The sequence below is a fragment of the Pseudolactococcus yaeyamensis genome (assembly GCF_054658615.1).
On the sequence record NZ_BAAGGP010000001.1, the window covers coordinates 24,032 to 48,696 of the forward strand.

At 39.4% G+C, this 24,665-nt stretch carries 20 protein-coding genes and 2 pseudogenes; 20 read left to right on the plus strand and 2 right to left on the minus strand.

Annotation, left to right across the window (positions count from 1 at the left end):
- Nucleotides 1-12: 12 nt before the first annotated feature.
- Nucleotides 13-741: a MurR/RpiR family transcriptional regulator gene (locus tag ACYQ21_RS00125; RefSeq protein WP_460053922.1), complete on the minus strand. Its 729-nt coding sequence runs from the start codon at nucleotides 739-741 to the stop codon at nucleotides 13-15.
- A gap of 481 nt (nucleotides 742-1,222) precedes the next feature.
- Between ACYQ21_RS00125 and ascF the strand changes: the two genes are divergently transcribed.
- From ascF to ACYQ21_RS00155, 6 genes and pseudogenes are all read left to right on the plus strand, one after another.
- Nucleotides 1,223-2,629 carry a PTS cellobiose/arbutin/salicin transporter subunit IIBC gene (ascF, locus tag ACYQ21_RS00130; RefSeq protein ID WP_460053925.1) on the plus strand — a complete coding sequence of 469 codons (1,407 nt, stop codon included), beginning with the start codon at nucleotides 1,223-1,225 and terminating at the stop codon, nucleotides 2,627-2,629.
- Between the two features lie 12 nt (nucleotides 2,630-2,641).
- A complete protein-coding gene (gene ascB / locus ACYQ21_RS00135) occupies nucleotides 2,642-4,057 on the plus strand; it encodes a 6-phospho-beta-glucosidase (protein ID WP_460054058.1) in 1,416 nt (471 codons plus the stop codon).
- A gap of 15 nt (nucleotides 4,058-4,072) precedes the next feature.
- Nucleotides 4,073-4,543 carry a PTS glucose transporter subunit IIA gene (locus ACYQ21_RS00140; RefSeq protein WP_460053927.1) on the plus strand — a complete coding sequence of 157 codons (471 nt, stop codon included), beginning with the start codon at nucleotides 4,073-4,075 and terminating at the stop codon, nucleotides 4,541-4,543.
- A gap of 3 nt (nucleotides 4,544-4,546) precedes the next feature.
- A complete protein-coding gene (gene ilvD / locus ACYQ21_RS00145; protein WP_460053929.1) occupies nucleotides 4,547-6,265 on the plus strand; it encodes a dihydroxy-acid dehydratase in 1,719 nt (572 codons plus the stop codon).
- A 7-nt stretch (nucleotides 6,266-6,272) separates the two neighbouring features.
- Nucleotides 6,273-6,925: pseudogene (locus tag ACYQ21_RS00150) on the plus strand (bifunctional 2-keto-4-hydroxyglutarate aldolase/2-keto-3-deoxy-6-phosphogluconate aldolase).
- Nucleotides 6,925-7,938, plus strand: a pseudogene (locus ACYQ21_RS00155) (sugar kinase). Before ACYQ21_RS00150 ends, ACYQ21_RS00155 begins: the two co-directional pseudogenes overlap by 1 nt.
- Nucleotides 7,939-8,011: 73 nt before the next feature.
- Here ACYQ21_RS00155 and proC read toward each other — a convergent pair.
- On the minus strand, nucleotides 8,012-8,791 hold the full coding sequence (proC, locus tag ACYQ21_RS00160; protein ID WP_460053931.1) for a pyrroline-5-carboxylate reductase: 780 nt from the start codon (nucleotides 8,789-8,791) through the stop codon (nucleotides 8,012-8,014).
- A 291-nt stretch (nucleotides 8,792-9,082) separates the two neighbouring features.
- On the opposite strand from proC, the gene glmU reads away from it, so the two are divergent.
- The 14 genes from glmU to ACYQ21_RS00230 all read left to right on the plus strand — a co-directional run bounded on the left by glmU (nucleotide 9,083) and on the right by ACYQ21_RS00230 (nucleotide 24,664).
- A complete protein-coding gene (glmU, locus tag ACYQ21_RS00165) occupies nucleotides 9,083-10,456 on the plus strand; it encodes a bifunctional UDP-N-acetylglucosamine diphosphorylase/glucosamine-1-phosphate N-acetyltransferase GlmU (RefSeq protein ID WP_460054060.1) in 1,374 nt (457 codons plus the stop codon).
- Between the two features lie 60 nt (nucleotides 10,457-10,516).
- Nucleotides 10,517-11,077, plus strand: coding sequence for an NUDIX hydrolase (locus tag ACYQ21_RS00170; RefSeq protein WP_460053932.1), 561 nt, complete (start codon nucleotides 10,517-10,519; stop codon nucleotides 11,075-11,077).
- Complete coding sequence (gene macP, locus ACYQ21_RS00175; protein ID WP_460053933.1) at nucleotides 11,070-11,342, plus strand: cell wall synthase accessory phosphoprotein MacP; 273 nt, start codon at nucleotides 11,070-11,072, stop codon at nucleotides 11,340-11,342. Before ACYQ21_RS00170 ends, macP begins: the two co-directional genes overlap by 8 nt.
- Nucleotides 11,343-11,357: 15 nt before the next feature.
- Nucleotides 11,358-12,458, plus strand: a complete 1,101-nt coding sequence (locus ACYQ21_RS00180; protein ID WP_460053935.1) for a hypothetical protein — start codon at nucleotides 11,358-11,360, stop codon at nucleotides 12,456-12,458.
- Nucleotides 12,459-12,471: 13 nt separating this feature from the next.
- Nucleotides 12,472-13,152, plus strand: a complete 681-nt coding sequence (locus ACYQ21_RS00185) for a 5'-methylthioadenosine/adenosylhomocysteine nucleosidase (protein WP_460053937.1) — start codon at nucleotides 12,472-12,474, stop codon at nucleotides 13,150-13,152.
- Between the two features lie 3 nt (nucleotides 13,153-13,155).
- Nucleotides 13,156-14,595 carry a nicotinate phosphoribosyltransferase gene (locus ACYQ21_RS00190; RefSeq protein ID WP_460053939.1) on the plus strand — a complete coding sequence of 480 codons (1,440 nt, stop codon included), beginning with the start codon at nucleotides 13,156-13,158 and terminating at the stop codon, nucleotides 14,593-14,595.
- Nucleotides 14,592-15,419: an ammonia-dependent NAD(+) synthetase gene (nadE, locus tag ACYQ21_RS00195; protein ID WP_460053941.1), complete on the plus strand. Its 828-nt coding sequence runs from the start codon at nucleotides 14,592-14,594 to the stop codon at nucleotides 15,417-15,419. Before ACYQ21_RS00190 ends, nadE begins: the two co-directional genes overlap by 4 nt.
- Nucleotides 15,416-15,982, plus strand: a complete 567-nt coding sequence (locus ACYQ21_RS00200) for a nicotinate-nucleotide adenylyltransferase (protein WP_460053943.1) — start codon at nucleotides 15,416-15,418, stop codon at nucleotides 15,980-15,982. The genes nadE and ACYQ21_RS00200 overlap by 4 nt, the downstream gene beginning before the upstream one ends.
- Before the next feature lie 127 nt (nucleotides 15,983-16,109).
- The gene (gene pepC, locus ACYQ21_RS00205; protein WP_460053945.1) at nucleotides 16,110-17,429 is read left to right on the plus strand and encodes an aminopeptidase C; all 1,320 of its coding nucleotides are present in this window, start codon (nucleotides 16,110-16,112) and stop codon (nucleotides 17,427-17,429) included.
- Nucleotides 17,430-18,379: 950 nt separating this feature from the next.
- Nucleotides 18,380-19,744, plus strand: coding sequence for a citrate transporter (locus ACYQ21_RS00210; protein WP_460053947.1), 1,365 nt, complete (start codon nucleotides 18,380-18,382; stop codon nucleotides 19,742-19,744).
- A 105-nt stretch (nucleotides 19,745-19,849) separates the two neighbouring features.
- Nucleotides 19,850-21,979 carry a hydantoinase/oxoprolinase family protein gene (locus ACYQ21_RS00215; protein WP_460053948.1) on the plus strand — a complete coding sequence of 710 codons (2,130 nt, stop codon included), beginning with the start codon at nucleotides 19,850-19,852 and terminating at the stop codon, nucleotides 21,977-21,979.
- Nucleotides 21,951-22,712 carry a hypothetical protein gene (locus ACYQ21_RS00220; RefSeq protein WP_460053949.1) on the plus strand — a complete coding sequence of 254 codons (762 nt, stop codon included), beginning with the start codon at nucleotides 21,951-21,953 and terminating at the stop codon, nucleotides 22,710-22,712. Before ACYQ21_RS00215 ends, ACYQ21_RS00220 begins: the two co-directional genes overlap by 29 nt.
- An 86-nt stretch (nucleotides 22,713-22,798) precedes the next feature.
- Nucleotides 22,799-24,019, plus strand: coding sequence for a hypothetical protein (locus tag ACYQ21_RS00225; RefSeq protein WP_460053951.1), 1,221 nt, complete (start codon nucleotides 22,799-22,801; stop codon nucleotides 24,017-24,019).
- Nucleotides 24,020-24,067: 48 nt separating this feature from the next.
- The gene (locus ACYQ21_RS00230; RefSeq protein ID WP_460053952.1) at nucleotides 24,068-24,664 is read left to right on the plus strand and encodes a hypothetical protein; all 597 of its coding nucleotides are present in this window, start codon (nucleotides 24,068-24,070) and stop codon (nucleotides 24,662-24,664) included.
- The last annotated feature ends 1 nt before the right edge of the window (nucleotide 24,665 follow it).

The following is a 24,665-nucleotide window of genomic DNA, read 5'->3' on the forward strand; positions in this document are numbered from 1 at the left end:
GACCAAGTCAAGTTAAACTTTTTGTTGGTATAAGTTTCTACCGATTTTTTCAATGATTGAAATAACGGGGATTTGAGAGGTGATGTCATATTTATCATTTCTGTATTGTGAAATGTAGTAAGAAATATTGAGATGGCTCATCCTTGAAATCGTTGAACTTTGATTATTTGTAATGGAAATGATTTGACAATTTTTAACCTTGAAATTATTGATATGTGTGATGATATCACGACTTTCACCAGAAACACTACAAATGATAACAACTGAATCAGAATACAAATTGCCTTCAATAGGATAGTGTGGGTCATCAATGTAAAGGGTCAGCTCACCAATGGAAGATAAAAAACGTGCGCCGTATTTAGCAACGACACCACTGTTGCCACTGCCGATAAAAATGGTTTGTTTGGCGTTTGAAATGCGACTTGTAATTTGATCAATTTGTTGATTAAAATCTTCGCTATCACTTCTTTTCAAAAAATCAATGAGTTCAGCCGTATCATTTGTGAGAGTATTTTGTGTTTTGCGTTGATTGAGTTGTTGTTTATAGGACATTCTAAACTCAGTATAGCTATCGAAACCGATTTTTTTACAAAATTTTAAGATACTAGTTGTTGATACATAGCTTTCGAGAGCTAATTCTCGAATTTTCATGTAGGCAACTTTTTCTTTATTTTCTAAAATATAGCTGTAAATTGATAATTCTAAAGGGGTTAGCTCTTTAATTTTTTCTGCACTGAACATGCTTGTCTCCCTATTTTATTTGCGTATTGAATAGTCTTTCGTTGAAAACGGTACCACCTAAATTCTAACATAAATTTAAGCGATTGCAACTTAATCTTAAAAAACAACACGGTCGTTTCATGAGTTTAATTTTTCTGAAAAATACGCAAAAATCAGTGATTTAAATTTTTAATTAGTATATTTTGCAAGTTATTTTCATAAAAATATTCAAAAAAAGGACAATATTACTGAGTGTATTGTTCGAATATTCAAATAATAACTATTCTTAGATGCTATTCCTTTGGAAAATTTGATATTTTTTTAAAATATTCGGAAAAATACATTTTAAATTGAATTTATGAAACGACCGTGAAAAAACAAGGTGTTTTTTCTAGGGAACATTTTTTTATCTGCTTCATCTTGTTTTTAAAGCATTAAAAAGTATTGTAAGCGTTACCGATTCAGGTTACAATACAGATATTAAAGAATTAGAGGAGTTGTTATGGCAAAAGATTACGCGAGTATCGCTAAGGAAATTGTTGAAAAAATTGGAGGCGTTGACAATATTTCAGGTGTCACGCATTGTATGACGCGACTGCGTTTTGTGCTTAAGGATGATCAGAAGGTTGATGCTGATGGTCTAAAAAAAATTAATGGTGTCATGGGTTATGTCATTAATGGTGGACAACATCAGGTTATCATTGGTAATGCTGTGGCAAAAGCTTACACAGAAGTTTTAAAGTTAGGTCATTTTGGCAATGAAAGTGAAATTGCTAAAGGGACTATCAAAGAACCTTTAACACCTAAAAAAATCGGTAGCAATATCTTAGACGCCTTAGTTTCAACGATGAGTCCCTTGATACCAGCCATTATCGGTGGCTCAATGATTAAATTGCTCGTTTTGTTATTAAATATGGCAGGAATTTTAGCAGATACAAGCTATACCTATAAATTATTGACCATTATGGGTGACGGTGCTTTCTTCTTCTTACCGATTATGGTAGCGGCATCAGCGGCTAAAAAATTCAATACCAATATGTTTATCGCTATGGGGATTGCAGGCGCGCTAGTTCATCCAAGTTTTATTGAAATTATGGCTTCTATCGCCGATGCTGAAAATCCAACACATGTTGTTTTTCTCGGCATCACGATGACCTCTGTTAAGTACACCTATACCGTTGTGCCAGCACTTGTAATGACTTGGTTACTGTCTTATATTGAACGTGGTGTTGAACGCATCACACCAGAAGTAACTAAAAACTTCTTGAAACCCATGTTAATTTTTTTAGTTGCATCACCGATTGCGATTATGTTAGTAGGACCTGCAGGCGTTTGGTTTGGTAATGGTATTTCAAGTTTAGTTTATATGATTCATGATCACCTCGGCTTCTTAGCGGTTGCGATTATGGGTGCGATTTGGCCTTTGCTCGTTATTACAGGGATGCACCGTGTGTTTACACCAACGATTTTAATGACGATTGCCGCAACTGGTATGGAAGGCATGGTTATGCCAAGTGAAATTGGCGCTAATTTGTCGCTCGGCGGTGTTGCTCTTGCCGTTGCATGGAAAACAAGAAACCATGAATTGCGGTACACATCACTGGCAGCAGCATCGTCAGCTATCTTAGCTGGGATTTCTGAACCGGGTCTTTATGGTGTTGCTGTTCGTTTGAAACGCCCACTTATTGCCTCTCTTATTACAGGTTTCGTCTGTGGTGCTGTTGCTGGTTTAGCAGGCTTGGCAAGTCGTTCAATGGCTGCACCGGGTGTTGCGACTGCTGTGCAATTCTTTGATCCGAAAGATTCAATGTCAATTTTGTGGACTGTAGTGGTCATGGTTTTAGCAGTTGTCTTATCATTTGTTTTGACACTAGTCATCGGTTTTGATGATCTACCAGAAGGAGAATAAGCATTGGATAACATAAAATTCTCAGATGATTTTCTCTGGGGGGGCGCCATTTCAGCCAACCAATCAGAAGGGGCTTATTTAGAAGATGGCAAAGGTCTATCGACTGTCGATGTGATTCCACATGGGACAAAACGTTTGGGAATTAAACTTGGATTGACAGAAAATCTAGCCTTGAATCCTGAGGCTTATTATCCGAGTCATGAAGCGATTGATTTTTATCATACCTACAAATCAGACATTAAGCTCATGGCTGAAATGGGCTTCAAGGTGTTTAGGACCTCAATTGCTTGGACGAGAATTTTTCCAAATGGTGATGAAACACAACCTAATCAAAAAGGACTGGATTTTTATCAAGCTGTTTTTGAAGAATGTCGAAAATATGGGATTGAACCCTTAGTTACACTTTGCCATTTTGATACCCCTATGTATTTGGTTGAAAAGATTGGCTCATGGCGCAGTCGTGAGATGATTGATCATTTTGTCAAGTATGCCAAAACGTGTTTCGAGACCTTCAACGGCTTGGTTAAATACTGGTTGACTTTTAATGAAATCAATATTTTACTACACAGTCCATTTTCAGGTGCAGGCTTAGTTTTTAAAGCGGACGACAATAAAGAGTTAGTCAAATATCAAGCGGCACATCATGTCTTAGTGGCTAGCAGTCTCGCGACGAAACTTGCCCATGAGATTAATCCAGAAAATCAAATCGGTTGTATGTTGGCAGGTGGGGATTTCTATCCTGAAACTTGCCGACCTGATGATGTTTGGGCAGCTTTAAATAAAGATCGTGAAAATTTATTTTTCATCGATGTGCAAGTTCGTGGCTACTATCCAAGCTATACCCATCGTCTCTTTCGCGAAAAGAAGATTGATTTGGCAATCGAAAAGGCTGACTTTGAGATATTGAAACATACCGTTGATTTTGTGTCCTTTAGCTACTACGCCTCACGCTGTGCTAGTCATCAGATGACACAGTCAAGTGAAGCGAATGTTGTCAAGTCATTGCCAAATCCTTACTTGGAAAAAAGTGAATGGGGCTGGGCGATTGATCCTCTAGGACTTAGAATTACGATGAATACCCTGTATGATCGTTATCAAAAACCGTTATTTTTAGTTGAAAATGGTTTAGGCGCTAAGGATACGGTTGATAAAGACGGGCAAGTTCAGGATGATTATCGCATTGCCTATTTGCGTGATCATATTAAAGCGATGAAGGAAGCCATTGCAGATGGCGTTGAGTTGCTTGGTTATACGACATGGTCAGCGATTGACTTGGTATCAGCTTCTACTGGTGAAATGAGCAAACGTTACGGTTTCATTTACGTAGATAAGGACGATGCCAATCAAGGGACACTGAAAAGAATTAAGAAAAAATCCTTTGCTTGGTATCAAAAAGTGATTGCAAGCAACGGCGAACAGTTAGATTAAATTAAGAGGACAGAGATGGCGTTATTCAGTAGAAAGAAACAAATCACTATTCATGCCAGTACGACAGGGCAAGTCATTGTACTAGAAAAAGTTAATGATCCTGTTTTTTCACAAAAAATAATGGGTGATGGCTTTGCAATTGTACCAGAAACTCAAGAAATCTATGCACCGATGTCAGGTGTCATTGAAAGTATTTTTCCGACGAAACACGCCATAGTCATTGATCAAAAAGGGGTAAAAACGCTCATTCATATCGGCATTGATACGGTTGAATTAGAGGGAAAAGGCTTTGAGTTGAAGGTTAAAGTAGGAGATAAGGTCACAGCAGAGACTTTGCTTGCAATTGTTGATTTTGACTACCTCAAGAGTCAAGGTAAAGAAGTGACGACGATGATTCTTTTCCCAGAATTAGCTAATCAATACAAGCTTAATTTTTCTTTTGAACATTTTAATGCGAAAGAAATTATCGGACAAATAGAAAGTTAAACCATGTTAAAAAGTCAAGAAATCAGAAAAATCGCACCTGAAATGGATCCCCTTCGACTTGGTGCAGGCTGGCAGTTAGAAGATTTAGCCAAACCACAAATTATCATCGAAAGTTCTTTTGGTGACAGTCATCCGGGAAGTGCCCATTTGATGGATTTTGTTGAAAAATCTCGAATGGGTATTCAAAAAGCTGGCGGATTTGGCGCAAGATATTTTTGTACGGATATTTGTGATGGACAGGCTCAAGGCCATGATGGGATTAATTATTCTCTACCATCGCGTGATATGATGGCAAATATGATTGAAATTCATGCGAAAGCAACGCCTTTTGATGCGGGTGTTTTCATCGCTAGCTGTGATAAAAGTGTGCCAGCTCATCTGATGGCGATTGGACGCTTGAACCTGCCATCAATTATGGTAACAGGTGGTGTCATGGATGCTGGACCTGACTTGCTGACTTTGGAGCAGATTGGCATGTACAGTGCCATGCAAAAACGGGGCGAAATATCAGAAGAAAAACTCAATTACTACAAGCAAAATGCTTGTCCGTCTTGTGGTGCTTGCTCATTTATGGGAACAGCATCAACGATGCAAATTGTCGCAGAAGCTCTAGGCTTGATGTTGCCAGGGACATCTGTTTTACCAGCAACAAGTGAGGACTTGTGTGATTTTGCTGAAAAAGCGGGCGAACGTGCCGTTGCACTTGCTCATAGCGGTTTGAAGGCGCGTGATATCGTCACAGAAAAGTCTTTTGAGAATGCGATTATGGTACATGCAGCGATTTCTGGATCGACCAATTCTCTCTTGCATATTCCAACCATTGCCAAAGAATTTGGCTTGTCAATTTCAGCAGAACGTTTTGATGCCATGCATCGTGGCGCAAAATATCTGTTAAATATTCGACCTAGTGGTGATTGGCCTGCACAGTTTTTCTATTATGCAGGTGGTGTGCCGCGCGTGATGGAACAGATTAAAGATCGCTTGCACTTAGATGTGATGACAGTCACAGGTAAAACATTAGGCGAAAATTTAGCCGAACTAAAAGCCAATGGCTACTATGAAAAATGTGGTCAAAATCTTGAAAAATGGGGCGCTAAATGGACAGATATCATCAGAGATGGTGAGCATCCAATTGGTCATGACGGAAGTATTTCGATCTTGAAAGGTAATTTAGCACCTGACGGTGCAGTTGCCAAACATACAGCGATTCCAAAGGAAATGTTTGAGGCAACTTTGAGCGCACGACCATTTGATTCGGAAGAAGAAGCAATTGATGCTGTCTTAACGGGAAAAATCAATCCAGGCGATGCGGTGATTATCAGATATGAAGGACCTAAAGGAAGTGGTATGCCAGAAATGTTCTATACAACAGAGGCAATTGCATCTGATGAGCGTTTAGGCACGACGATTGCACTGCTGACAGACGGTCGATTTTCTGGTGCATCCAAAGGACCAGCCATCGGTCATATTTCTCCAGAAGCAGCTGAAGGTGGTCCGATTGCTTTAGTCTGTGAAGGGGATTTGATTCGTTTGAGCATTGCTGATCGTGAACTTGCGATTGTCGGGGCAGCAGGCGAATTGAAAACGCCTTGTGAGATTGCAGAAATTTTAGAAAAACGTCGAGCGGATTGGCAACCGAAAAAACGGCAATTTGAAGCAGGTGTCTTGAAACAATTCTCAGAAAAAGCTGTGTCACCGATGCGTGGCGGTTACATGGAATAGGAATAGGATGAAAAAATTAACAATATTGAAGCAATTAAAAGCGGTTGGTGTGATTGCAGTCGTTCGTGGTGCAACGAAAACAGAAGCGATTCAAGTCAGTAATGCACTTGTCGCAGGTGGTGTGACAGGACTTGAAATAACGTTTACGGTGCCACAGGCTGACCAAGTCATTGCTGAATTGGCTGACAAATACAAAGATAATGCTAAAGTCGTCATCGGTGCGGGAACGGTCTTAGATGTTGTTACAGCCGACTTGCGATAATGGCGGGAGCGGATTTTATCGTTAGTCCGACTTTTGATCGTGAAACAGCTGAACTCTGTAACCTTTATCAGATTCCCTACTTGCCGGGATGTATGACGATTACTGAAATGAAAACAGCGCTGAAATCGGGTGTTGATATAATTAAACTTTTTCCTGGTAACGCCTATGGACCATCCATTATTAGTGGTTTTAAAGCGCCCATGCCTCAGCTTAATTTGATGCCAACAGGTGGCGTTTCGCTAGATAACATGGCAGAATGGTTTAAGGCTGGTGTTGTTGCAGTCGGTGTTGGAGGGAATCTCTTAGCACCAGCAGCGACAGGCGATTTTGAAGCTGTCACAGCAGTTGCTAAGCAGTATGCCGAACGTTTTGCAGCGATTGCTGAGGGCAGTTTGTGATGCATGAAGTCATAACATTAGGCGAAATCATGTTGCGTTTGTCAACGCCACAAGGTCAGCTTTTATCAGATACACCAACACTTTTAGCCCGTTACGGTGGTGGTGAAGCAAATGTCGCAATTTCTCTAGCAAATTTTGGGCATCCGTCTTATTTTGCGAGTTATCTACGTAAGAATGCTCTGGGACTGGGTGTCAAACAACATTTACAAAAATATGGCGTTGGGACAGATTATCTGAAGTTTTCTGATGATGAAATGGCTCGTTTAGGGACTTACTATCTCACATCAGGCGTTGCACAGCGGGCTTCTCAAGTAATTTATGATCGGGCACATTCGGCTTTTGCGACAGCGGCAACTGACATTTGGGCAGCAAAAGATATGTTTAAAGGAAAAACTCTTTTTCATATTTCGGGCATCACTCCCGCTTTGTCTAAAACTTGGCAAGAATTAACTAAGAGACTCATCAAAAAAGCCAAAGCAGCCGGTTGTTTGATTTCTTTTGACGTGAACTATCGATCGAAATTATGATCACAGGCTGATGCGGGTCAATATTTGCAGCAGATTTTACCACTAGTGGATTTTTGTTCAGCTGGTGAAAAGGATGCCAAGTATTTGTTGAACTTGTTTGAAAATCAAACGGCAGGCGTTGATTTAAAGACTTGCTATCAAAAAATCACAGCAGCTTTTCCGAATTTGCAAGTTTTATATGCCACGAAACGACAAGTCATTTCAGCAACGCATCATCAACTTCAGGGTTTCATTTATCGCAAGCAAAAATTGACCGCCTCTAACATTCACACGATTGATATGATTGTAGATCGAGTTGGGACAGGTGATGCTTTTGCAGCAGGTATTTTGCATGGTCTGCTCGAAGATTGGCAGGATGAACAAATCGTTAATTTTGCAACTGCAGCAGCAACCCTTAAACATACGATTTACGGTGATACCAATCAATTTTCAGAAACTGATATCTTGCGTTTTATGGCACAAGCCTCCAGTCAGATTGACCGTTAGTTATGAGTGAATTGATGAAACACAAAAAGAACATTGTCTATTGCTAGGCAATGTTCTTCTTGTGTTGTCGAATTTATTGATTCATCGTATTATTTTTTTCAATCGTTGCGGTCATTGCATCAATCACTGTGGCAACGAAATTATTTTGCTCTAAGCTGACCACACCAGCAACAGTTGTCCCACCTGGGCTTGAAACATTATCAACCAAAGTCCAAGGGTTTTCATCAGACTTGAGAATCATTTCAGCACTAGCGAGGACAGTTTCAGCGACGATTTTGGTGCTGACATCTTTTGGCATACCGTGTAGGACGCCTGCGCGGCTCATGGCGTCAATGAACATATAGATATAAGCAGGTGAACTTCCAGCCAAGGCAGTAAAATTGCCGAAATCTTTTTCAGCTAATTCGTGAACACTGCCGACACTTTCAAAAATTGCCTTGACGATGTCGAAAACAGCATCTGAAACATAGGCATTTCTGACAATGCCTGTGGTTGATTTTTGAATGGTGGCGTTGATATTAGGCATAACTCTGACGATGGATTGTGTCTCAGTTGTCAGAGCAGTGAGGTCTGTTAGTGTAATGCCTGCTGCGATAGAAACGATTGGTTTCTCAGTTTGGTGTTCAGACAAAATATCTGCGACCACATAAGGTTTGACAGCTAGGACGATGATGTCTGAGATTTGAATTAAGTCGTTGTGACTCGCTGCGCCGTTGACGCCTAGTGTTTGAGCGGCCTGCTGTGTCTCCTCAAAATTGCGTCCTGAGATGTGAATGTTGAATTTCTCTTTATCCAGTCCTTTAATAATTGCTGATGCCATTTTCCCCGCGCCGATAAAACCAATCCTTGTCATGTCTTACTCCTTAAGTTTCTCGTTATTTTCTTTATTTTACCACAAATCTGACGGATATCGGGATAAGGTTTTAGTAAGACTAGAAAATGGTCGGGAATTATAAGTCTAAATCAAGTAGAAAAGCGATGAGACCGCGTCATTTAAGACAAAATATAAGTTTATTGGTATAATAGGCTTAAGGATTTTATGATTTGGACGATGTTGTGTCGTCAAAACGAAAAATAGGGGAGTACTTGTGGTGACGGATATCAAGCCGTTGTCTCAATGCATATATAAAGGAGCAATATTATGATGAATAAATACGCCATTATTTTAGCCGCTGGAAAAGGCACTCGGATGAAATCTGACCGGCCAAAGGTTTTGCATGAAGTTGCAGGAAAAACGATGCTTGCCCATGTAATTGCGGCGACTGAAGCTGTTGCGCCTGAAAAAACGATTGCCATCGTTGGGCATGGCGCAACGGATGTTTTAAGCATTTTACCTGAGCATGTTGCTTATGTTAAACAAGAGGAGCAGTTGGGAACGGGGCATGCAGTCAAAATTGCTGAGCCTTTACTAAAAAATCTTCATGGTATGACGCTTGTTATCGCAGGGGACACGCCGTTAATTCGGCCTGAGACTTTGGCAGAGTTATTTGCCTATCATCAATCTGAAAAAGCAACAGCGACGATTCTGACGGCGATAGCGGACGATCCGACAGGTTATGGTCGGATTATCAGAGAAGACGGTCATGTCTCTAAAATCGTTGAGCAAAAAGATGCCAATGATTTTGAAAAATCTGTGCAGGAAATCAATACTGGGACTTATGTCTTTGATAATCGGGCACTCTTTGAGGCACTCAGTAATATCACAACGGATAATGCGCAAGGCGAGTACTATTTGACAGATGTTATTGAGATTTTCAAAGACGATGCTAAAAAAGTTTCAGCTTTTGTTTTAGATGATTTCAATGAATCTATCGGGGTCAATGATCGTGTGGCATTATCGCAGGCTGAAAAAATCATGCGTGAACGGATTAATACTAAGCATATGTTAAATGGTGTGACTTTGATTGATCCAGCAACGACTTATATCGATGCAGATGTTGCAATTGGTGCAGATACCATTATCGAGCCTAACGTTGCGATTAAAGGTCAAACGGTCATCAGTAAAGGTGTTCACATCACATCAGGTAGCCGGATTGAAAGTTCGAGACTGCACCATAATACGGAAGTCCGGAACTCGACGATTGAGTTTTCTGTGCTTGAGCCCGGTGCGAATGTAGGGCCTTATGCTCACTTGCGTCCAGAAACCATTTTGCATGAAAATGTTCATGTTGGTAATTTCGTTGAAGTCAAAGCCTCTACGCTTGGCGTTGGCACCAAGGCGGGGCATTTGACTTATATCGGCAATGCCATGGTCGGGGAACATGTTAATTTCGGTGCGGGGACGATTACCGTCAACTACGATGGTAAAAATAAATATAAAACAGAGATTGAAGACTATGCCTTTATCGGCAGTAACTCATCTTTGATTGCGCCGCTTAATATCGGTCGAAATGCCATTACGACGGCTGGTTCTGTGATTACAGATGATGTCCATGAAGATGAGATGGCGTTTGGGCGCGCCCGTCAAGTCAATAAAGTTGGTCGTGCCAAACTTATGCCAAGTTATCATGAACGTTGAACCATCTATCAACTCAAATAGGACACCTGACATCAGAAATAAAAGCGGAGATGCCAAACGATGAATTTTGAAGATTTCGAAGAAAAGACGTTAAGTCGAGAAAATATTTTTAAAGGGCAAGTGATTGATGTCAAATTAGACACAGTTGCCTTGCCAGGGGATTTGGGTCTCGCCAAGCGAGAACTGATTTTTCATAATGGTGGCGTGGCAGTGCTTGCCATTACCCCAGAACAAAAAATGATTTTGGTGCGCCAATTTCGTAAGGCTTTGGAAAAAGTGATTTATGAAATTCCAGCAGGTAAGCTTGAAAAAGGGGAAAATGCTGATCCGAAAGTCGCCATGTTGCGTGAATTAGAAGAAGAAACAGGCATGACGACCACATCAGTTGAAAAAATCGCTGAGTTCTATACTGCACCTGGTTTTTGTAATGAAGTGATTTATCTTTATAAGGCGGATAATTTAACACAAGTAGAACAGCCACGACCACATGATGACGATGAAGTCTTGGAACGCTATGAAGTGACATTGTCGGAAGCAAAAGCACTCATCCAAAATGGTGAAATTAAGGATGCTAAGACGATTTTGGCTATCCAGTATTGGGAGTTAGAGACACATGCCTAAACCTTTATTAACAGATGAGATGATTCAGCAAGCGGCTCGTGAAAAAGAACGCTTGGAGCGAGAAATCGCGCAAGCCAGACAAGATGACACCCAACTGATTAAGAAATTTGCGCCACAAAAGGCTCAAATGGCAAAAAATCAGGTCTATAAAAGTCGCCGAATTGAGTCTCAAAAAAGAGAAGAACGCGGTAAAAAAATCACAAAATATATTGTGATTTTATTGATTTTATTGGTGATTATTACGGTGGTTGTTTTTAAATTTTAAAGATAGGGGTGGTTAATGGATAATTTTGATTTTGCTAAATATAAAAATATTATAAACAATCTATTACTGACTGGTTTCAAAGAGCGAAGTACGAGAGAGTTTGAGTTTCTATTTAAATATGGTGGAAAAAGTAATCGGTCAAGAGGTTTAAAAAGTGTTGAAGATTTAGAAAAAAAGATACCGTTGTTTGGTTTTTATCAAAATGAAGAAGATTATTATATGTTTTCATTGATAAAAGAAATATATTTAATAACAGGAGATTACATTTTTGAAGATGTAGAGTTTCCGATCTCTATTGAGACATATAAAGAATGCCTAGAAGTGCGCAATTGTGGTGCTTTAGAGTTTTTAGAATTTCAAAGTAATTTGGAGTGGGTTAGACAGTTTGATAAAGAAAACTATAAAAAATATTTAGATAGATTGAATCAAACCATTCTTCTTTTTGAACCTTTAAATAGTGAGGAGTTACTACGCTATATTGATGAATGTAGAGAAAATCTTCTTGAATTTAAAGATGTTTACGAATTAATCAAAGAACGTGAAATTATGCGAGCAACAGATAAACAAGAAGTATTTGAAAAAATTAATCAAGATATTTATAATTTTAATAGTGATCTGTATAATCATGAAATAGAAAGGGTAAGAAAAGAAGTATATAATACAGAAAATTATATCGATTCGCTTGAAATTGAATATTTGCAGCATTTAGATAATGGTCTGAAATTGATTATATTTTTTGATGAAAGAAAAAAAGTACTAGAGTTCTCGACTTCTACTAATGTTTTGAATTATATTACTAAAAAAATCAAAATTCTTCAATTTAAATATTTAAAAATTCTTGATGTAAATGCTGAAGTAATAGAAGATGTAAAAATATATTTAGCGAGAGAATTTCTAGTTGCTAATAGAATAAGCAAACAAAAAAGTAATAGATTTGTAGTAGTTTCAAAGGCTAAAAAGTATTTAATATCAGAATATGGCATAGGAAATAAATTTAATAAGTATATTAAAGATTTTGGAATGGAATTAATTACTATAAGTTCTTCTTCTCAATTAGTTGATATTATTGAATTTATAACAAATTTAAATGATTTAAGAAGTAATTATTTAAATTAGAAAGTGAATAAAGATGAAAATAGGCATTATTGCTGCCATGGATGAGGAGTTAAAAATCTTAGCAGAGAGACTTCAACATTCCGAAAAAACCAGTCATCACGGGTTTATATTTTACACAGGCATTATCGGACGGCATAATGTTGTCCTAGTTAAGTCAGGGATTGGGAAAGTTATGAGCGCGATTGCCGTTAGCTTACTGGTTGACTTATTCGCTGTTGATGGCATCATTAACAGTGGCTCTGCTGGTGGTGTTGGCGCAGGGTTAGCGGTTGGCGACGTCGTGGTTGCGGATAAACTGGCCTATCACGATGTTGATGTGACAGCCTTTGGCTATGCCTTTGGGCAAATGGCGGGACAGGAACTTTACTATCACAGTAGTGCTTATTTCGTTTCAGAGTTAAAGAAAGCTGCGCCTGACGCACAAGTTGGCTTGATTACCTCGTCAGACTCTTTTATCTCATCTAAAACGCAACAGTTGGCGATTAAAGAACATTTTCCTGATGTGCTTGCAGTGGAAATGGAAGGGGCATCGGTTGCTCAAGCAGCGAAAGCGCTAGGCAAACCATTTGTCGTGATTCGAAGCCTTTCGGACACAGCTGACGGTCAGGCGGCAGAAAGTTTTGATGAATTTATCGTCCAAGCTGGTGAAAAATCTGCTGCAACATTGTTCAAAATGTTGGAAACAATGGTATAAAAGATGACAGATAATTTAGTATTACATACCGATCTCTATCAGGTTAATATGATGCAGGTTTATTTTGAACAAGGGATTTCTGAGCGTAACGCAGTGTTTGAAGTTTATTTCCGAGAGATGCCCTTTAAAAATGGCTATGCCGTTTTTGCAGGTCTGGAGCGGGTCGTTGACTATTTGCGAGACCTCCATTTTGATGCTGACGATGTTGCTTATTTGCGAGAGCTTGGCTATCCTGACAACTTTTTAGAATATCTCGCTGACTTGTGCTTTACTTGTGACGTGAGATCGGCGCAGGAGGGCGATCTCGTTTTTGCTAACGAGCCGATTCTTCAAGTTGAAGGGCCGTTGGCACAATGCCAGCTGGTCGAAACAGCCATCCTCAACATCGTCAACTTCCAAACCTTGATCGCAACCAAAGCGGCACGGATTAAGTCGGTGATTGGTGACGAACCTTTACTGGAGTTTGGTACACGGCGTGCTCAGGAAATGGATGCAGCGATTTGGGGGACGCGTGCTGCAGTTATAGGCGGTGCGGATGCGACCTCTAACGTTCGGGCGGGCAAGCTCTTTGGTATTCCAGTGTCGGGCACCCATGCCCACTCGCTCGTCCAAGCTTATGGCAACGACTATGAGGCCTTTAAAGCCTATGCGACAACGCATCAAGATTGTGTTTTCCTAGTCGATACTTATGATACCCTGAAAATCGGTGTTCCTGCTGCCATTAAAGTCGCAAAAGAAATGGGCGGTCGCATTAATTTTCAAGGCGTCCGCATCGACTCTGGCGACATGGCTTATATTTCTAAAAAAGTCCGTGAGCAGCTTGATGATGCTGGTTTTACAGAGGCGAGAATCTATGCGTCTAATGACTTAGATGAAAATACGATTCTCAATCTCAAGATGCAGAAGGCTAAAATTGATGTTTGGGGTGTGGGCACAAAACTCATTACAGCTTATGATCAGCCCGCACTTGGTGCCGTGTATAAAATCGTTGCGATTGAAACGGAGACAGGTGAGATGCGGGATACGATTAAGCTCTCAAGTAATGCTGAGAAGGTCTCAACGCCCGGTAAGAAACAAGTTTGGCGGATTCGCAGTTTGGATAAGAACAAGTCTGAGGGGGATTATATCACGTTTGCGGATATTGACCCGAATGCATCTGATGAGATTTTCATGTTTCATCCGACTTATACCTATATTAATAAAAGATTGACCAATTTCACAGCGCGACCTTTGTTGGTGCCAGTCTTTGAAAAAGGTCAGTTGATTTATGAGTTACCGACATTGCCAGAAATCAAGGTCTATTTCAAAGAGAAATTAGATGATTTGTGGGATGAGTACAAACGTGATTTGAATCCGCAAGACTACCCAGTTGATTTGGCGCAGGATGTCTGGGAAAATAAAATGAAACTCATCGACCAAGTGAGAAAGGATGTTTACAAATGACCTTACAAGATAACATTATCGCAGAATTAGGGGTAAAGCCTGAAATTTCACCAGCAGAAGAAGTGCGATGTTCCATTGATTTTTTGAAAGATTATCTGAGACAGCACCCTTTTTTGAAAAGCCTAGTTTTAGGTATTTCAGGCGGTCAAGATTCGAGTTTGGCAGGTCGTTTGGCACAGCTTGCCATCTCAGAGTTGCGTGCTGAAACAGGCGATACTGCCTATCAATTCATCGCTGTTCGCCTGCCTTATGGCGTGCAACAAGATGAAAAGGATGCCCAAAAAGCCTTGGCTTTTATCCAACCAGATGTGAGTTTGACGGTCAATATCAAAAGTGCAGTCGACGGCGAAATTTCAGCTTTGACTGAGGCGGGGCTTGACATTACAGACTTTAACAAAGGCAATATCAAGGCACGTCAACGCATGATTACCCAGTATGCCATTGCGGGCGCCCATTCGGGTGCTGTGCTTGGGACAGACCATGCAGCTGAAAATATCACAGGTTTCTTCACGAAATTTGGCGATGGTGGTGCAGATATTTTACCGCTTTTCCGTCTCAATAAACGTCAAGGCAAGCAGTTATTAGCTTATCTAGAAGCAGATCCAACGATTTATGAAAAAATTCCAACAGCTGATTTGGAAGATGGCAAGCCCGGTCTGGCTGATGAAGTCGCACTGGGTGTGACTTACGATAATATTGACGATTACTTGGAAGGTCGTGAGATTGCTGCTGACGCACGTGCTGTGATTGAAAATTGGTGGCTGAAAACAGAACACAAACGTCATTTGCCGATTACGATTTTTGACGACTTCTGGCGCGCATGAGAATTGGTATTTTAGGGGGCAACTTCAATCCGGTACATTATGCGCATTTGTTCATCGCAGACCAAATCCAGCAGTTGTTGGGCTTGGACGAAGTTCAGCTCATGCCTGAAAACGATCCACCTCACATTGATACGAAGTCAACGATTTCAGCTGAGCATCGGGTTAATATGCTGTGGCTTGCCTTACAAGACTGTCCGCAGTTGACATTGAACTTGTCAGAAATTGAGCGAGGTGGCAAATCTTATACGTATGATACGCTCTCAAAATTGACGGTTGAACATCCTGAAAACGAGTATTTTTTCATTATCGGTGGCGACATGGTCGATTACTTGGAAAAATGGTACAGGATTGATGACTTGCTGAATTTAGTTAAATTCGTGGCTGTTAAGCGTGACCAAACTGTTCTGACTGAACCAAAATATCCCGTTCAAATGATTGATTTACCCTTGCTGAATATCTCCTCAAGCTATATCCGAGAGAGTTTACAAGCCAATCGTTGTCCGAATTTTCTCTTGCCAGCTGAGGTTTTGGCCTACATTGACCAAAACGGTTTATATCGCTAAGGTCTGTTTAAAAAACGACATGCGCTGTCTCGCGCAAGTCATTTTTTATGACGTGGATTATATAAAGTAATTTGCTGAGATATGCTATGAAAAGTGCTATACTATTCTTTGGAGGATTAACATTAACATGACAGAATTAACATCAGAATTTACACAATCACTATTTGATAACTATCAAAAAAATGCGAAATTTAGCGCAGTGGAAAACGCAGCGACTAAAAATGGCTTGCTCAATGCCCTTGAAAATCGTGCCTCACACGCGGCTAATTTGCCTGTTTTCTCAGTTGATTTGACAAATGATCCAGTCAGCAACCAAAAACAATCTGGTCGTTGCTGGATGTTTGCAGCTTTGAACACTTTCCGTCATAAAATTTTGACAGAGTTCAAGTTGGAAAACTTCGAGTTGTCACAAGCCTACACGTTCTTCTGGGACAAATATGAAAAATCAAACTGGTTCCTTGAGCAAATCATTGGTACAAGTGATCTTGAAATCGGCGATCGCAAGTTGAAATTCTTGCTTGACGTGCCCCAACAAGATGGCGGACAATGGGACATGGTCGTGGCTTTGTTCCAAAAATATGGTGTCGTGCCAAAAGATATCTATCCTGAGTCTATTTCATCAAGTGCCAGCCGTGAGTTGGATCAATATCTTAACAAACTCTTGCGTCAAGATGCGCAAATCTTACGTGAGTTGATTCAAACTGGTGGCGATGTGGCTACGAAAAAAGCGGAACTCTTGCAAGAAATCTTCAACTATCTTGCCATGACACTTGGTTTGCCACCACAAAAATTTGACTTTGAATACCGGGATAAAGATGACCAATTCCACAAATTCGAAGACATCACACCACAAGCTTTCTATGAAAAATTTGTGAATATCAAGCTTGATGACTACGTGAGTGTCATCAATGCGCCAACTGCTGACAAACCTTATAACAAATCTTACACCGTTGAGTTTTTAGGGAATGTCATCGGTGCGCGTGATGTCCGTCACTTGAATGTTGAAATGGACCGTTTCAAAAAATTAGCCATTGCCCAAATGCAAGCTGGCGAAACTGTTTGGTTTGGTTGTGATGTTGGTCAAGTTTCTAACCGCAAAGACGGTTTGTTGACCATGGACGCTTATGATTTCTCAGCTATGGATTTGAACTTTAAACAAGATAAAGCTAGCCGTTTGGACTACTCTGAGTCATTGATGACGCACGCCATGGTCTTGACTGGTGTTGACTTGGATGCTGCCGGCAATTCCCTTAAATGGAAAGTTGAAAATTCATGGGGCGAAAAAGTTGGTAAAAAAGGTTACTTCACAGCATCTGATGCTTGGATGGACGAATATACTTACCAAATCGTTGTCAGAAAAGAATTCCTGACATCAGAAGAGTTGGCTGCCTATGAGGCTGATCCGGAGGTTCTTCTCCCGTGGGATCCTATGGGCGCTTTGGCTTAAATTTTCTGGCGAACTTCTTCGTTACATCATAGCTCACGTACCTAAGTACGCTTCGCCATGCTGTGCCTCGAATTTCTTGAAAATTTCAGTCAAAGTTGCTTTGTTAGACTGTGTAGAAGAGGCTGGGACAAAAGTCTTAAAGATAAACAAACCGGATGTCTTCGTTTTTGAAAACGTTGATGACATGCGGTTTGTTTATTTTATAATTAGCAAAATTATGCTAATTTTCGACTATTGTCTCTGCTATATTTTTGTCCTTCTTCATATTTCTAAAAAATAAGAAGAAAAGGTTCGAATGTTCACCCTAGTTGATATATTACTTTCTCAATAAAGAGATATTTTTTTGAATATATTAATGTGAAAATTAGTGATAATACAAAAAGAAAAGGGAAAAGTTGTGATTAACGAGAGGGGCAATCAATTTTAAGGGGGAGAAAAGAGAATGATTAATGCTTAGAGATAATTAAAAGAAGGGGATTTCTGTTGAGTTTAAGTAAGTGTATTAGCTGAAAATAAGTATATGAGTTGAAAATAAATTAAGTTAAAAAAACAAGACGAAATAATAAAGGAATATGAAATAATAAAAAAGATAAGAAAACACTTTACAAAAATAGAATTTAATTATATAATGAACTAAGATACTAGTATATCAGTTTTGACATAAATCATAGATCCTTAAAAATATTTTGATTCATAAATAGAATTTTTCCGCTATTTGACAAGGTGTTTTGATTTGATGTTCTTTATGATACATAGTAATTTATTCAGTATGAAAGGAGAAGGCTTGCCTACATTTCTTATCACATTTATTTTAGGTATTTGACAAGTTTGATAAGTCAGTAGTTGTGAGTTAAATGTTTATGATCTAGATTATTTTTAAAATGTGACACTTATTTTTTATAAGTGTCTTGGAAGCGCTTACCTCGTTTGAGGGAAATTGGAGAATTTAAATGGAAACAATTATCGGTATTTTATTAATCTTATCATTCTTTTTTATGGTTTGGTATTGCGTCAAGAACTATAACTTGATGATAGGTTTTGTCGTCATGTCGACGTTCTGGTTTGCCTTAACGTTTATCGGACATTCGCTTGATTCAAGTATTGTTATGGAGGTCCCAACTGCTGCTGGCGACATGAGTAGTAAGTTAGTTGATTTGCTGACCTATGTTTATTCTGAAGGTCCAGCTAACTATGCGAAGGCGATGTTAGTCAATGTATTCTTTGGTGCCTTCTTTGGTCGTGTCCTTATGGATACAGGAATTGCAGCAACTTTAATTCGTAAAGTGGTTGAATTAGGTGGAGATAAACCTAAAATCACAATGAGTCTCTTATGTATTGTAACTTCTATTCTTTTCATGTCAATGACAGGGATTGGCCCAGTTATTTCGGTTGCCGTTATTGTTTTGCCAATCTTGATGTCACTAGGTATTCCAGCACCGATTGCCATGTTTGCCTTTATGGGTTCAATCATGGCTGGCGTATTTGCAAATATGATTCACTTTGCACAATATATCGCCATCTTTCAAACATTCAGCAAAGAAGCTATGAGCTATACTTACAATGACTACTTTACAATCGGTATGATTGGTATGGTTGTTTCATTAGTTGTTGTTTTAACAGTATCAATGTTGTCATTGAACAAGAAAAAATCTTATGCATGGGCAGCATCTGCAGGAAAACAAGCGAATGAAGATGCACCAGTGATTTCATGGGTTTCTATCGTACTGCCGGTTGTTGGTCTTGTGTTCCTCAAACTACCAGTTATCCTTTGTTTCATTCTCTCAGCTTGTTATGCGCTGATTTCAACTGGAAATTTGAAAGGGACTTATACACAAATCTGTCGTAAATTTGCGAAATTATTTACAGATGGTGCTATTGATGTAGCACCGATGGTTGGTTTTTTACTAGCTCTTTCGATGTTTAACAATGCTGCAACATTTGCTAAACCCTACTTTACTGCTGTTATCGGTAGTGCAGTGCCAACAAGTGCTTTGGTTTTATGTCTTGTAATGGGAATTTTAACACCACTTGGTTTCTTCCGTGGACCGCTTAATTTGGTTGGTGCCGGTGCAGCAATTCTTTCAGTTGTGATTGCAGCAAATCCAAATATTCCGACGGCTTTCTTATATCCGTTGTTCGCAATTACAACTTGTGCACCACAACACTTGGATGTAACACAATCTTGGGTTGCTTGGGGCTTTGGGTATACGAAGGTTTCATCTAGAGACTTTATGACGAAATCTATTCCAACAGGTTGGATTATCGGCATTATCATGTGTGCAGTTGTTTACGTTCTATATGGACATCTTGTTTAATTAAATCGTAAATTTTGAACGACTGCCAAGCAACTTAATTTTGTTTCATTATTTTATGCATGATAGGTTGCTTGTTAGCGTTACATAGAAATGAAAGGTATTAAAATGACACGTAAAGTAAGAATGGGGATTGACGTAGGCGGAACGCATACTAAGGCTGTTGCGATTGATAATGAAACCCATGAAATCGTAGGTAAAGTACAGGTAAAAACATCACATGATCATCCAAGTGGTGTAGCGGCTGGGGTTGTTGAGTCGTTTGTACAGTGTATGGAAGAAAATGGCATTGCTCCCGCTGATGTTGTATTCGTTGCTCATTCGACAACACAAGCAACAAACGCATTAGTTGAAGGAGATGTTGCCAAAGTTGGTATTATCGGCATGAGTAAAGGAGGCCTTGAGGGGTTCTTAGCTAAACGGCAACTCAAACTGGATAATATTCAATTAGAAGAAAAGAAACAAATTGAAATTGTCAACGAATTTCTTAAATTAAAAGACTTAAACGAAGCAAGTGCCACAACAGCAATTAAACATTTGAAAGATCAAGGCGCATCTGTTTTGGTTGCCTCAATGGCATTTGGTGTAGATGATGGCTCACCTGAAGAGTTAATTCATGAAATTGCAGATGCTGATAACGTTCCGACGACAATGGCATCGGATATTACAAAGCTTTACGGCTTGACACGTCGGACTCGGACAGCGGCCATCAATGCTTCTATTTTACCCAAAATGTTAGATACGGCAACTTCAACTGAGGAGTCAGTAAAAGGTGCAGGTGTTGAAGTCCCACTTATGATTATGCGTGGTGATGGTGGGGTAATGGAAATCAGTGAGATGAAAAAACGTCCCGTTTTGACCATGTTATCTGGTCCAGCAGCCTCAGTTATGGGATCTCTAATGTATTTGCGTGCCTCAAATGGTGTTTATTTTGAGGTTGGTGGCACAACGACAAATATCGGGGTTATCAAAAATGGTCGTCCAGCCATTGACTATTCAGTTGTCGGCGGACATTCAACTTATATTTCTTCACTGGATGTGCAGGTTGTTGGTTGTGCGGGTGGTTCAATGGTACGTGCTAACAAGACAGGTATCGTTGATGTTGGGCCTCGTTCAGCTCACATCGCAGGGCTAGGTTATGCTGTTTATACTGATACAGAGAAAGTCAAAGGCCCTCGCGTTGAGTTCTTCTCGCCAAAACCAGGTGATCCAGAAGATTATGTCAAAGTTGTCATGGAGGATGGCTTTGAAGTGACAATTACTAACTCTTGTGCAGCGAATATTCTTGGTTTAGTTAGCCCAGACCATTTCTCTTACGGTAATGTTGAGTCAGCTAGATTGGCCTTTAAAGCTTTAGCTGACTATTGTGGGACAACGGTTGAAGACATTGCCGAACAAATCATGGCCGCTTCTTATCGTAAGATTGAGCCAATTATCTCAGGATTTGCTGAGAAATATAAATTGGAACATGACCAAATTTCCTTGGTTGGTGTTGGAGGCGGTGCAGCATCGCTGATTACTTATTTCTCTGACAAATACAAGGTTAAGTATTCTATTCCGGAAAATGCGGAAGTCATCTCTTCTATCGGAGTTGCCTTGGCAATGGTACGTGACGTTGTCGAACGGATTATGCCATCCCCATCTAAAGAAGATATTCGTGCCCTTAAAAATGAGGCCTTGAATAAAGCAGTAGAGTCAGGTGCAACGCCAGAATCTGTTGAAATCCATATCGAAATTGATCCACAAACTTCTAAAGTGACAGCAATTGCGACAGGTTCAACAGAAGTTAAAGCAACTGATTTGACAAAAGAAATAACAGATCCAGAAGTATTGGAATTGGCGGCAGAAGATATGCGCCTACAAGAAAATCAAATCGAAATTAAAACGAAAAATCAATACTTCTATATCGTTGGTGAAACCAAAGACGATAAGGATGCGCAAGCCATGCGTATTGTGGATAAAAAAGGCTTTATCAAAGTTCAACGTGCTAATGCGATGTATGCCAAAACGACAGCTGAATTTTATTTGGATCAATTGGGACGCTTATGGGATGACATGGCGGTCTATCAAACGGAATTGATTGCACGACCTGATTTTTATCTTTGTATCGGTGCACGCGTGATGGACTTCTCAGCGACTGATTTTGAACAATTAACATTGCTAACTGACTTAGAAGTTTCAATGTTAGAACCAACAGATGAGGTGTTAATTGTTGCAGCAAATATTGGTCAAGCTTAAAAATCGTCAAAAGAAAAGTACTTTTGAACAGTTAAATAATTTAGTGAAACCACAGCCAGCTGTAAAATCGGAAACGGCCAATGATGCTGAACTTCAAAAAATGGTACAGATTTTATGTAAAATACCAGATGATGTTTGGGAAGAAGTTGCTTTTACAAAAGACTTGCTAAAAAACAAAATTTCAACTGATTTAAAAGCTGAAATGATTGTTAAAGCGAGAGCTGCCGGTGAGGCAATGGCTAAAAAATGTCAAGCAGAGTATCCAAACTTGACAATTGAGCAGATTATTGAAAAAGTAGGTCTTGATTTAACGTACCATGCTGAGGAAAAAATAGGTGAGCGAATTTTATTTGCCATGTATACGCCACCTAAGCAAATTGTTGTGATGAAAAATCCAATCATGGAGATTGTCAAAGCGATGCCTAAATGGCAAAGCGAGGATGCGTTAAAAGCCATTATCTTAGGTCATGAACTCTATCACCATTTAGAATGTTCTGATCCTAGCACCTATACGCAAAGTGAAAAAATCGTCTTGTGGAAACTTCCGTTTTATGAGAGTAAATCACAAGTTCGTGCTTTGAGTGAAATTGCAGCGATGGCTTTCAGTAAAAAAATGAATCACTTAGATTTTTCGCCAGCTTTATTGGATATTGTTCTGTTTTATGCGTATAATCCAGAGCAAGCAAGAAAAATGTTTGATGATGTTTTAGAACTAAACAACCAAGTCGTTTAGTGTAGATAGAAAATGGAGGAATTTATATGTCAATTTTGTCAGGAATCTTATTACTAGTAACATTTTTGATCCTAGTAACGTATTGTATGAAGGGCGGAAACTTACTTTTAGGTTTCTTAGTAACAGCAGTGCTTTGGTGTGTGATTGGGCTAGTACCAATCCAAACCGTTGTCACAAAGATTTTCCAAGATTCAGTCGCAGCTTATGGTGGGACGATTGCCGTCATTGTCTTTGGAGCTTGGTTCGGTCGTGTCCTTGTGGATACAGGGATTGCAGGTTACATTATCAAGAAAACAGTTGAACTTGCGGGTGATCAACCACTTGTTACAACTTTACTGCTTAATGTGGTTTGTATGCTCATCTTTACCAGTGCTTTCGGTGTTGGTTCAGTAATGGCAATCGGGATGATTATCTTGCCGATTCAAATGTCTTTAGGGATTGATAAACGAACAGCAGTTGGTGCCTATATGTTAGCAGTTGCAGGCGGAATGTGGTTAAACGTGGCTTATGTTAGCCAATTCTTCGCTGTTTTCCAAGGGATTAAATACGATAATCACTATGTGCAATTTGGCTTGATTGCAACTGCACTTCATCTGATTGTCTTGGTTGCTTATATTTTAGTGAATTATGGATTTAAAAATAAGAAAAAAGTACGTGCTTGGGCTGCCAAACAACAGTCTAATGCAGACACACAATTAAATGGTATTGTTGTCATTGTACCGTTTATCCCGATTTTAATGGTCGCTTTATTCAAATGGCAACCTGTTCCTGCTTTCATTATGGGGATTTTCCTAGGTCTATTATTGACTAAAAACCTTAATGGCTATAAATTAGCTGTGACTAAAGCTCAAAAAACGTTATATGATGGTGTTGCAGATAGTGGACTCTTGATTGGGATGCTCTATAGCGTGAATATCTTCCAAGCTGCGGCCAAACAAATTGCACCTATTTTAAAAGATTTACTAGGAGATTTCATTCCAAATTCACCAATTATTTTGTTAATCGCCTTTGCGATTTTGGCACCACTTGCTTTATTCCGTGGGCCACTGATGGTTTTTGGATCTGGGATTGCCTTGGTTTCCATTTTACAATCGATGGGCACTTTTGATGAAAAATTCTTGTTCATCCTCTTTATGATTCCACCTGTATCAATTGTTGCATCATCTTGTCCGACACAATCTTGGACAATGTGGGCATTAAACTTTGTCAAGGTGGATACGAAAGAATATATCAAGTCTAACTTAGGTTGGGCATGGGCATTAACTGTTGCTTGTCTAGCTGTAGGATATTTTGTTTATTATCTTTAAGAGGTAATAAACAAAAATGTTGGAGTTTTGGGGAAAGGAGAAGGAACTTTGCTCAATTATGATGTGATGTTGGCTAAAACACAGATAACAGATGTTGACTATTTTTTGGAACTTATCAATGATAGTCCAGCACGTATGATGTCGCTAAATGAAAAATTGGATATCATTGAAAAGTGTATGGTAACAGCTCAAAAATTGTGGGAACGACTTCAACTAGAAGAGGCTTCTTCTCCGATATCTTTGATTGAGAGGAGAGGTTATCAGTTACAGGAAAACTCTGATTTCACTTTACTCCCAATCTTTGCTATCTGTGATCCAAATGAAAAATTAGTTATGATGAACGCTAAAGCAATTGAAAAAACAGGCGCGATTCTCAAAGGTTGGACTGAGTTTGACGAAAAATGGGCAGTAAATTTTGAAAATCTTGTGTTATGGCATGAACTTTTCCATATTTTTGAGGAGGAAGACGAGACGATTTACACACGTCAGCCAATTTTGGAAAAACATTTTTTAGGTAGAAGAAAACACTTGCCTTTGGATTGTGCGAGTGAAATTGGTGCGATATATTTTTCAAAATTAGCAATGGCTATTTCTTTTAATCCAAGAGTTTTTGAAAGTTTGGAAGCAAAACTCTTGGATGTTTAGT

What these genes read in the sequence shown, in the direction of transcription:
- ACYQ21_RS00125 (WP_460053922.1), bottom strand. Translation starts at nt 741, where the DNA reads ATGTTCAGTGCAGAAAAAATTAAAGAGCTAACCCCTTTAGAATTATCA.
- ascF (WP_460053925.1), top strand. Translation starts at nt 1,223, where the DNA reads ATGGCAAAAGATTACGCGAGTATCGCTAAGGAAATTGTTGAAAAAATT.
- ACYQ21_RS00140 (WP_460053927.1), top strand. Translation starts at nt 4,073, where the DNA reads ATGGCGTTATTCAGTAGAAAGAAACAAATCACTATTCATGCCAGTACG.
- ilvD (WP_460053929.1), top strand. Translation starts at nt 4,547, where the DNA reads ATGTTAAAAAGTCAAGAAATCAGAAAAATCGCACCTGAAATGGATCCC.
- proC (WP_460053931.1), bottom strand. Translation starts at nt 8,791, where the DNA reads ATGACAAGGATTGGTTTTATCGGCGCGGGGAAAATGGCATCAGCAATT.
- glmU (WP_460054060.1), top strand. Translation starts at nt 9,083, where the DNA reads ATGAATAAATACGCCATTATTTTAGCCGCTGGAAAAGGCACTCGGATG.
- ACYQ21_RS00170 (WP_460053932.1), top strand. Translation starts at nt 10,517, where the DNA reads ATGAATTTTGAAGATTTCGAAGAAAAGACGTTAAGTCGAGAAAATATT.
- macP (WP_460053933.1), top strand. Translation starts at nt 11,070, where the DNA reads ATGCCTAAACCTTTATTAACAGATGAGATGATTCAGCAAGCGGCTCGT.
- ACYQ21_RS00180 (WP_460053935.1), top strand. Translation starts at nt 11,358, where the DNA reads ATGGATAATTTTGATTTTGCTAAATATAAAAATATTATAAACAATCTA.
- ACYQ21_RS00185 (WP_460053937.1), top strand. Translation starts at nt 12,472, where the DNA reads ATGAAAATAGGCATTATTGCTGCCATGGATGAGGAGTTAAAAATCTTA.
- ACYQ21_RS00190 (WP_460053939.1), top strand. Translation starts at nt 13,156, where the DNA reads ATGACAGATAATTTAGTATTACATACCGATCTCTATCAGGTTAATATG.
- nadE (WP_460053941.1), top strand. Translation starts at nt 14,592, where the DNA reads ATGACCTTACAAGATAACATTATCGCAGAATTAGGGGTAAAGCCTGAA.
- ACYQ21_RS00200 (WP_460053943.1), top strand. Translation starts at nt 15,416, where the DNA reads ATGAGAATTGGTATTTTAGGGGGCAACTTCAATCCGGTACATTATGCG.
- pepC (WP_460053945.1), top strand. Translation starts at nt 16,110, where the DNA reads ATGACAGAATTAACATCAGAATTTACACAATCACTATTTGATAACTAT.
- ACYQ21_RS00210 (WP_460053947.1), top strand. Translation starts at nt 18,380, where the DNA reads ATGGAAACAATTATCGGTATTTTATTAATCTTATCATTCTTTTTTATG.
- ACYQ21_RS00215 (WP_460053948.1), top strand. Translation starts at nt 19,850, where the DNA reads ATGACACGTAAAGTAAGAATGGGGATTGACGTAGGCGGAACGCATACT.
- ACYQ21_RS00225 (WP_460053951.1), top strand. Translation starts at nt 22,799, where the DNA reads ATGAAGGGCGGAAACTTACTTTTAGGTTTCTTAGTAACAGCAGTGCTT.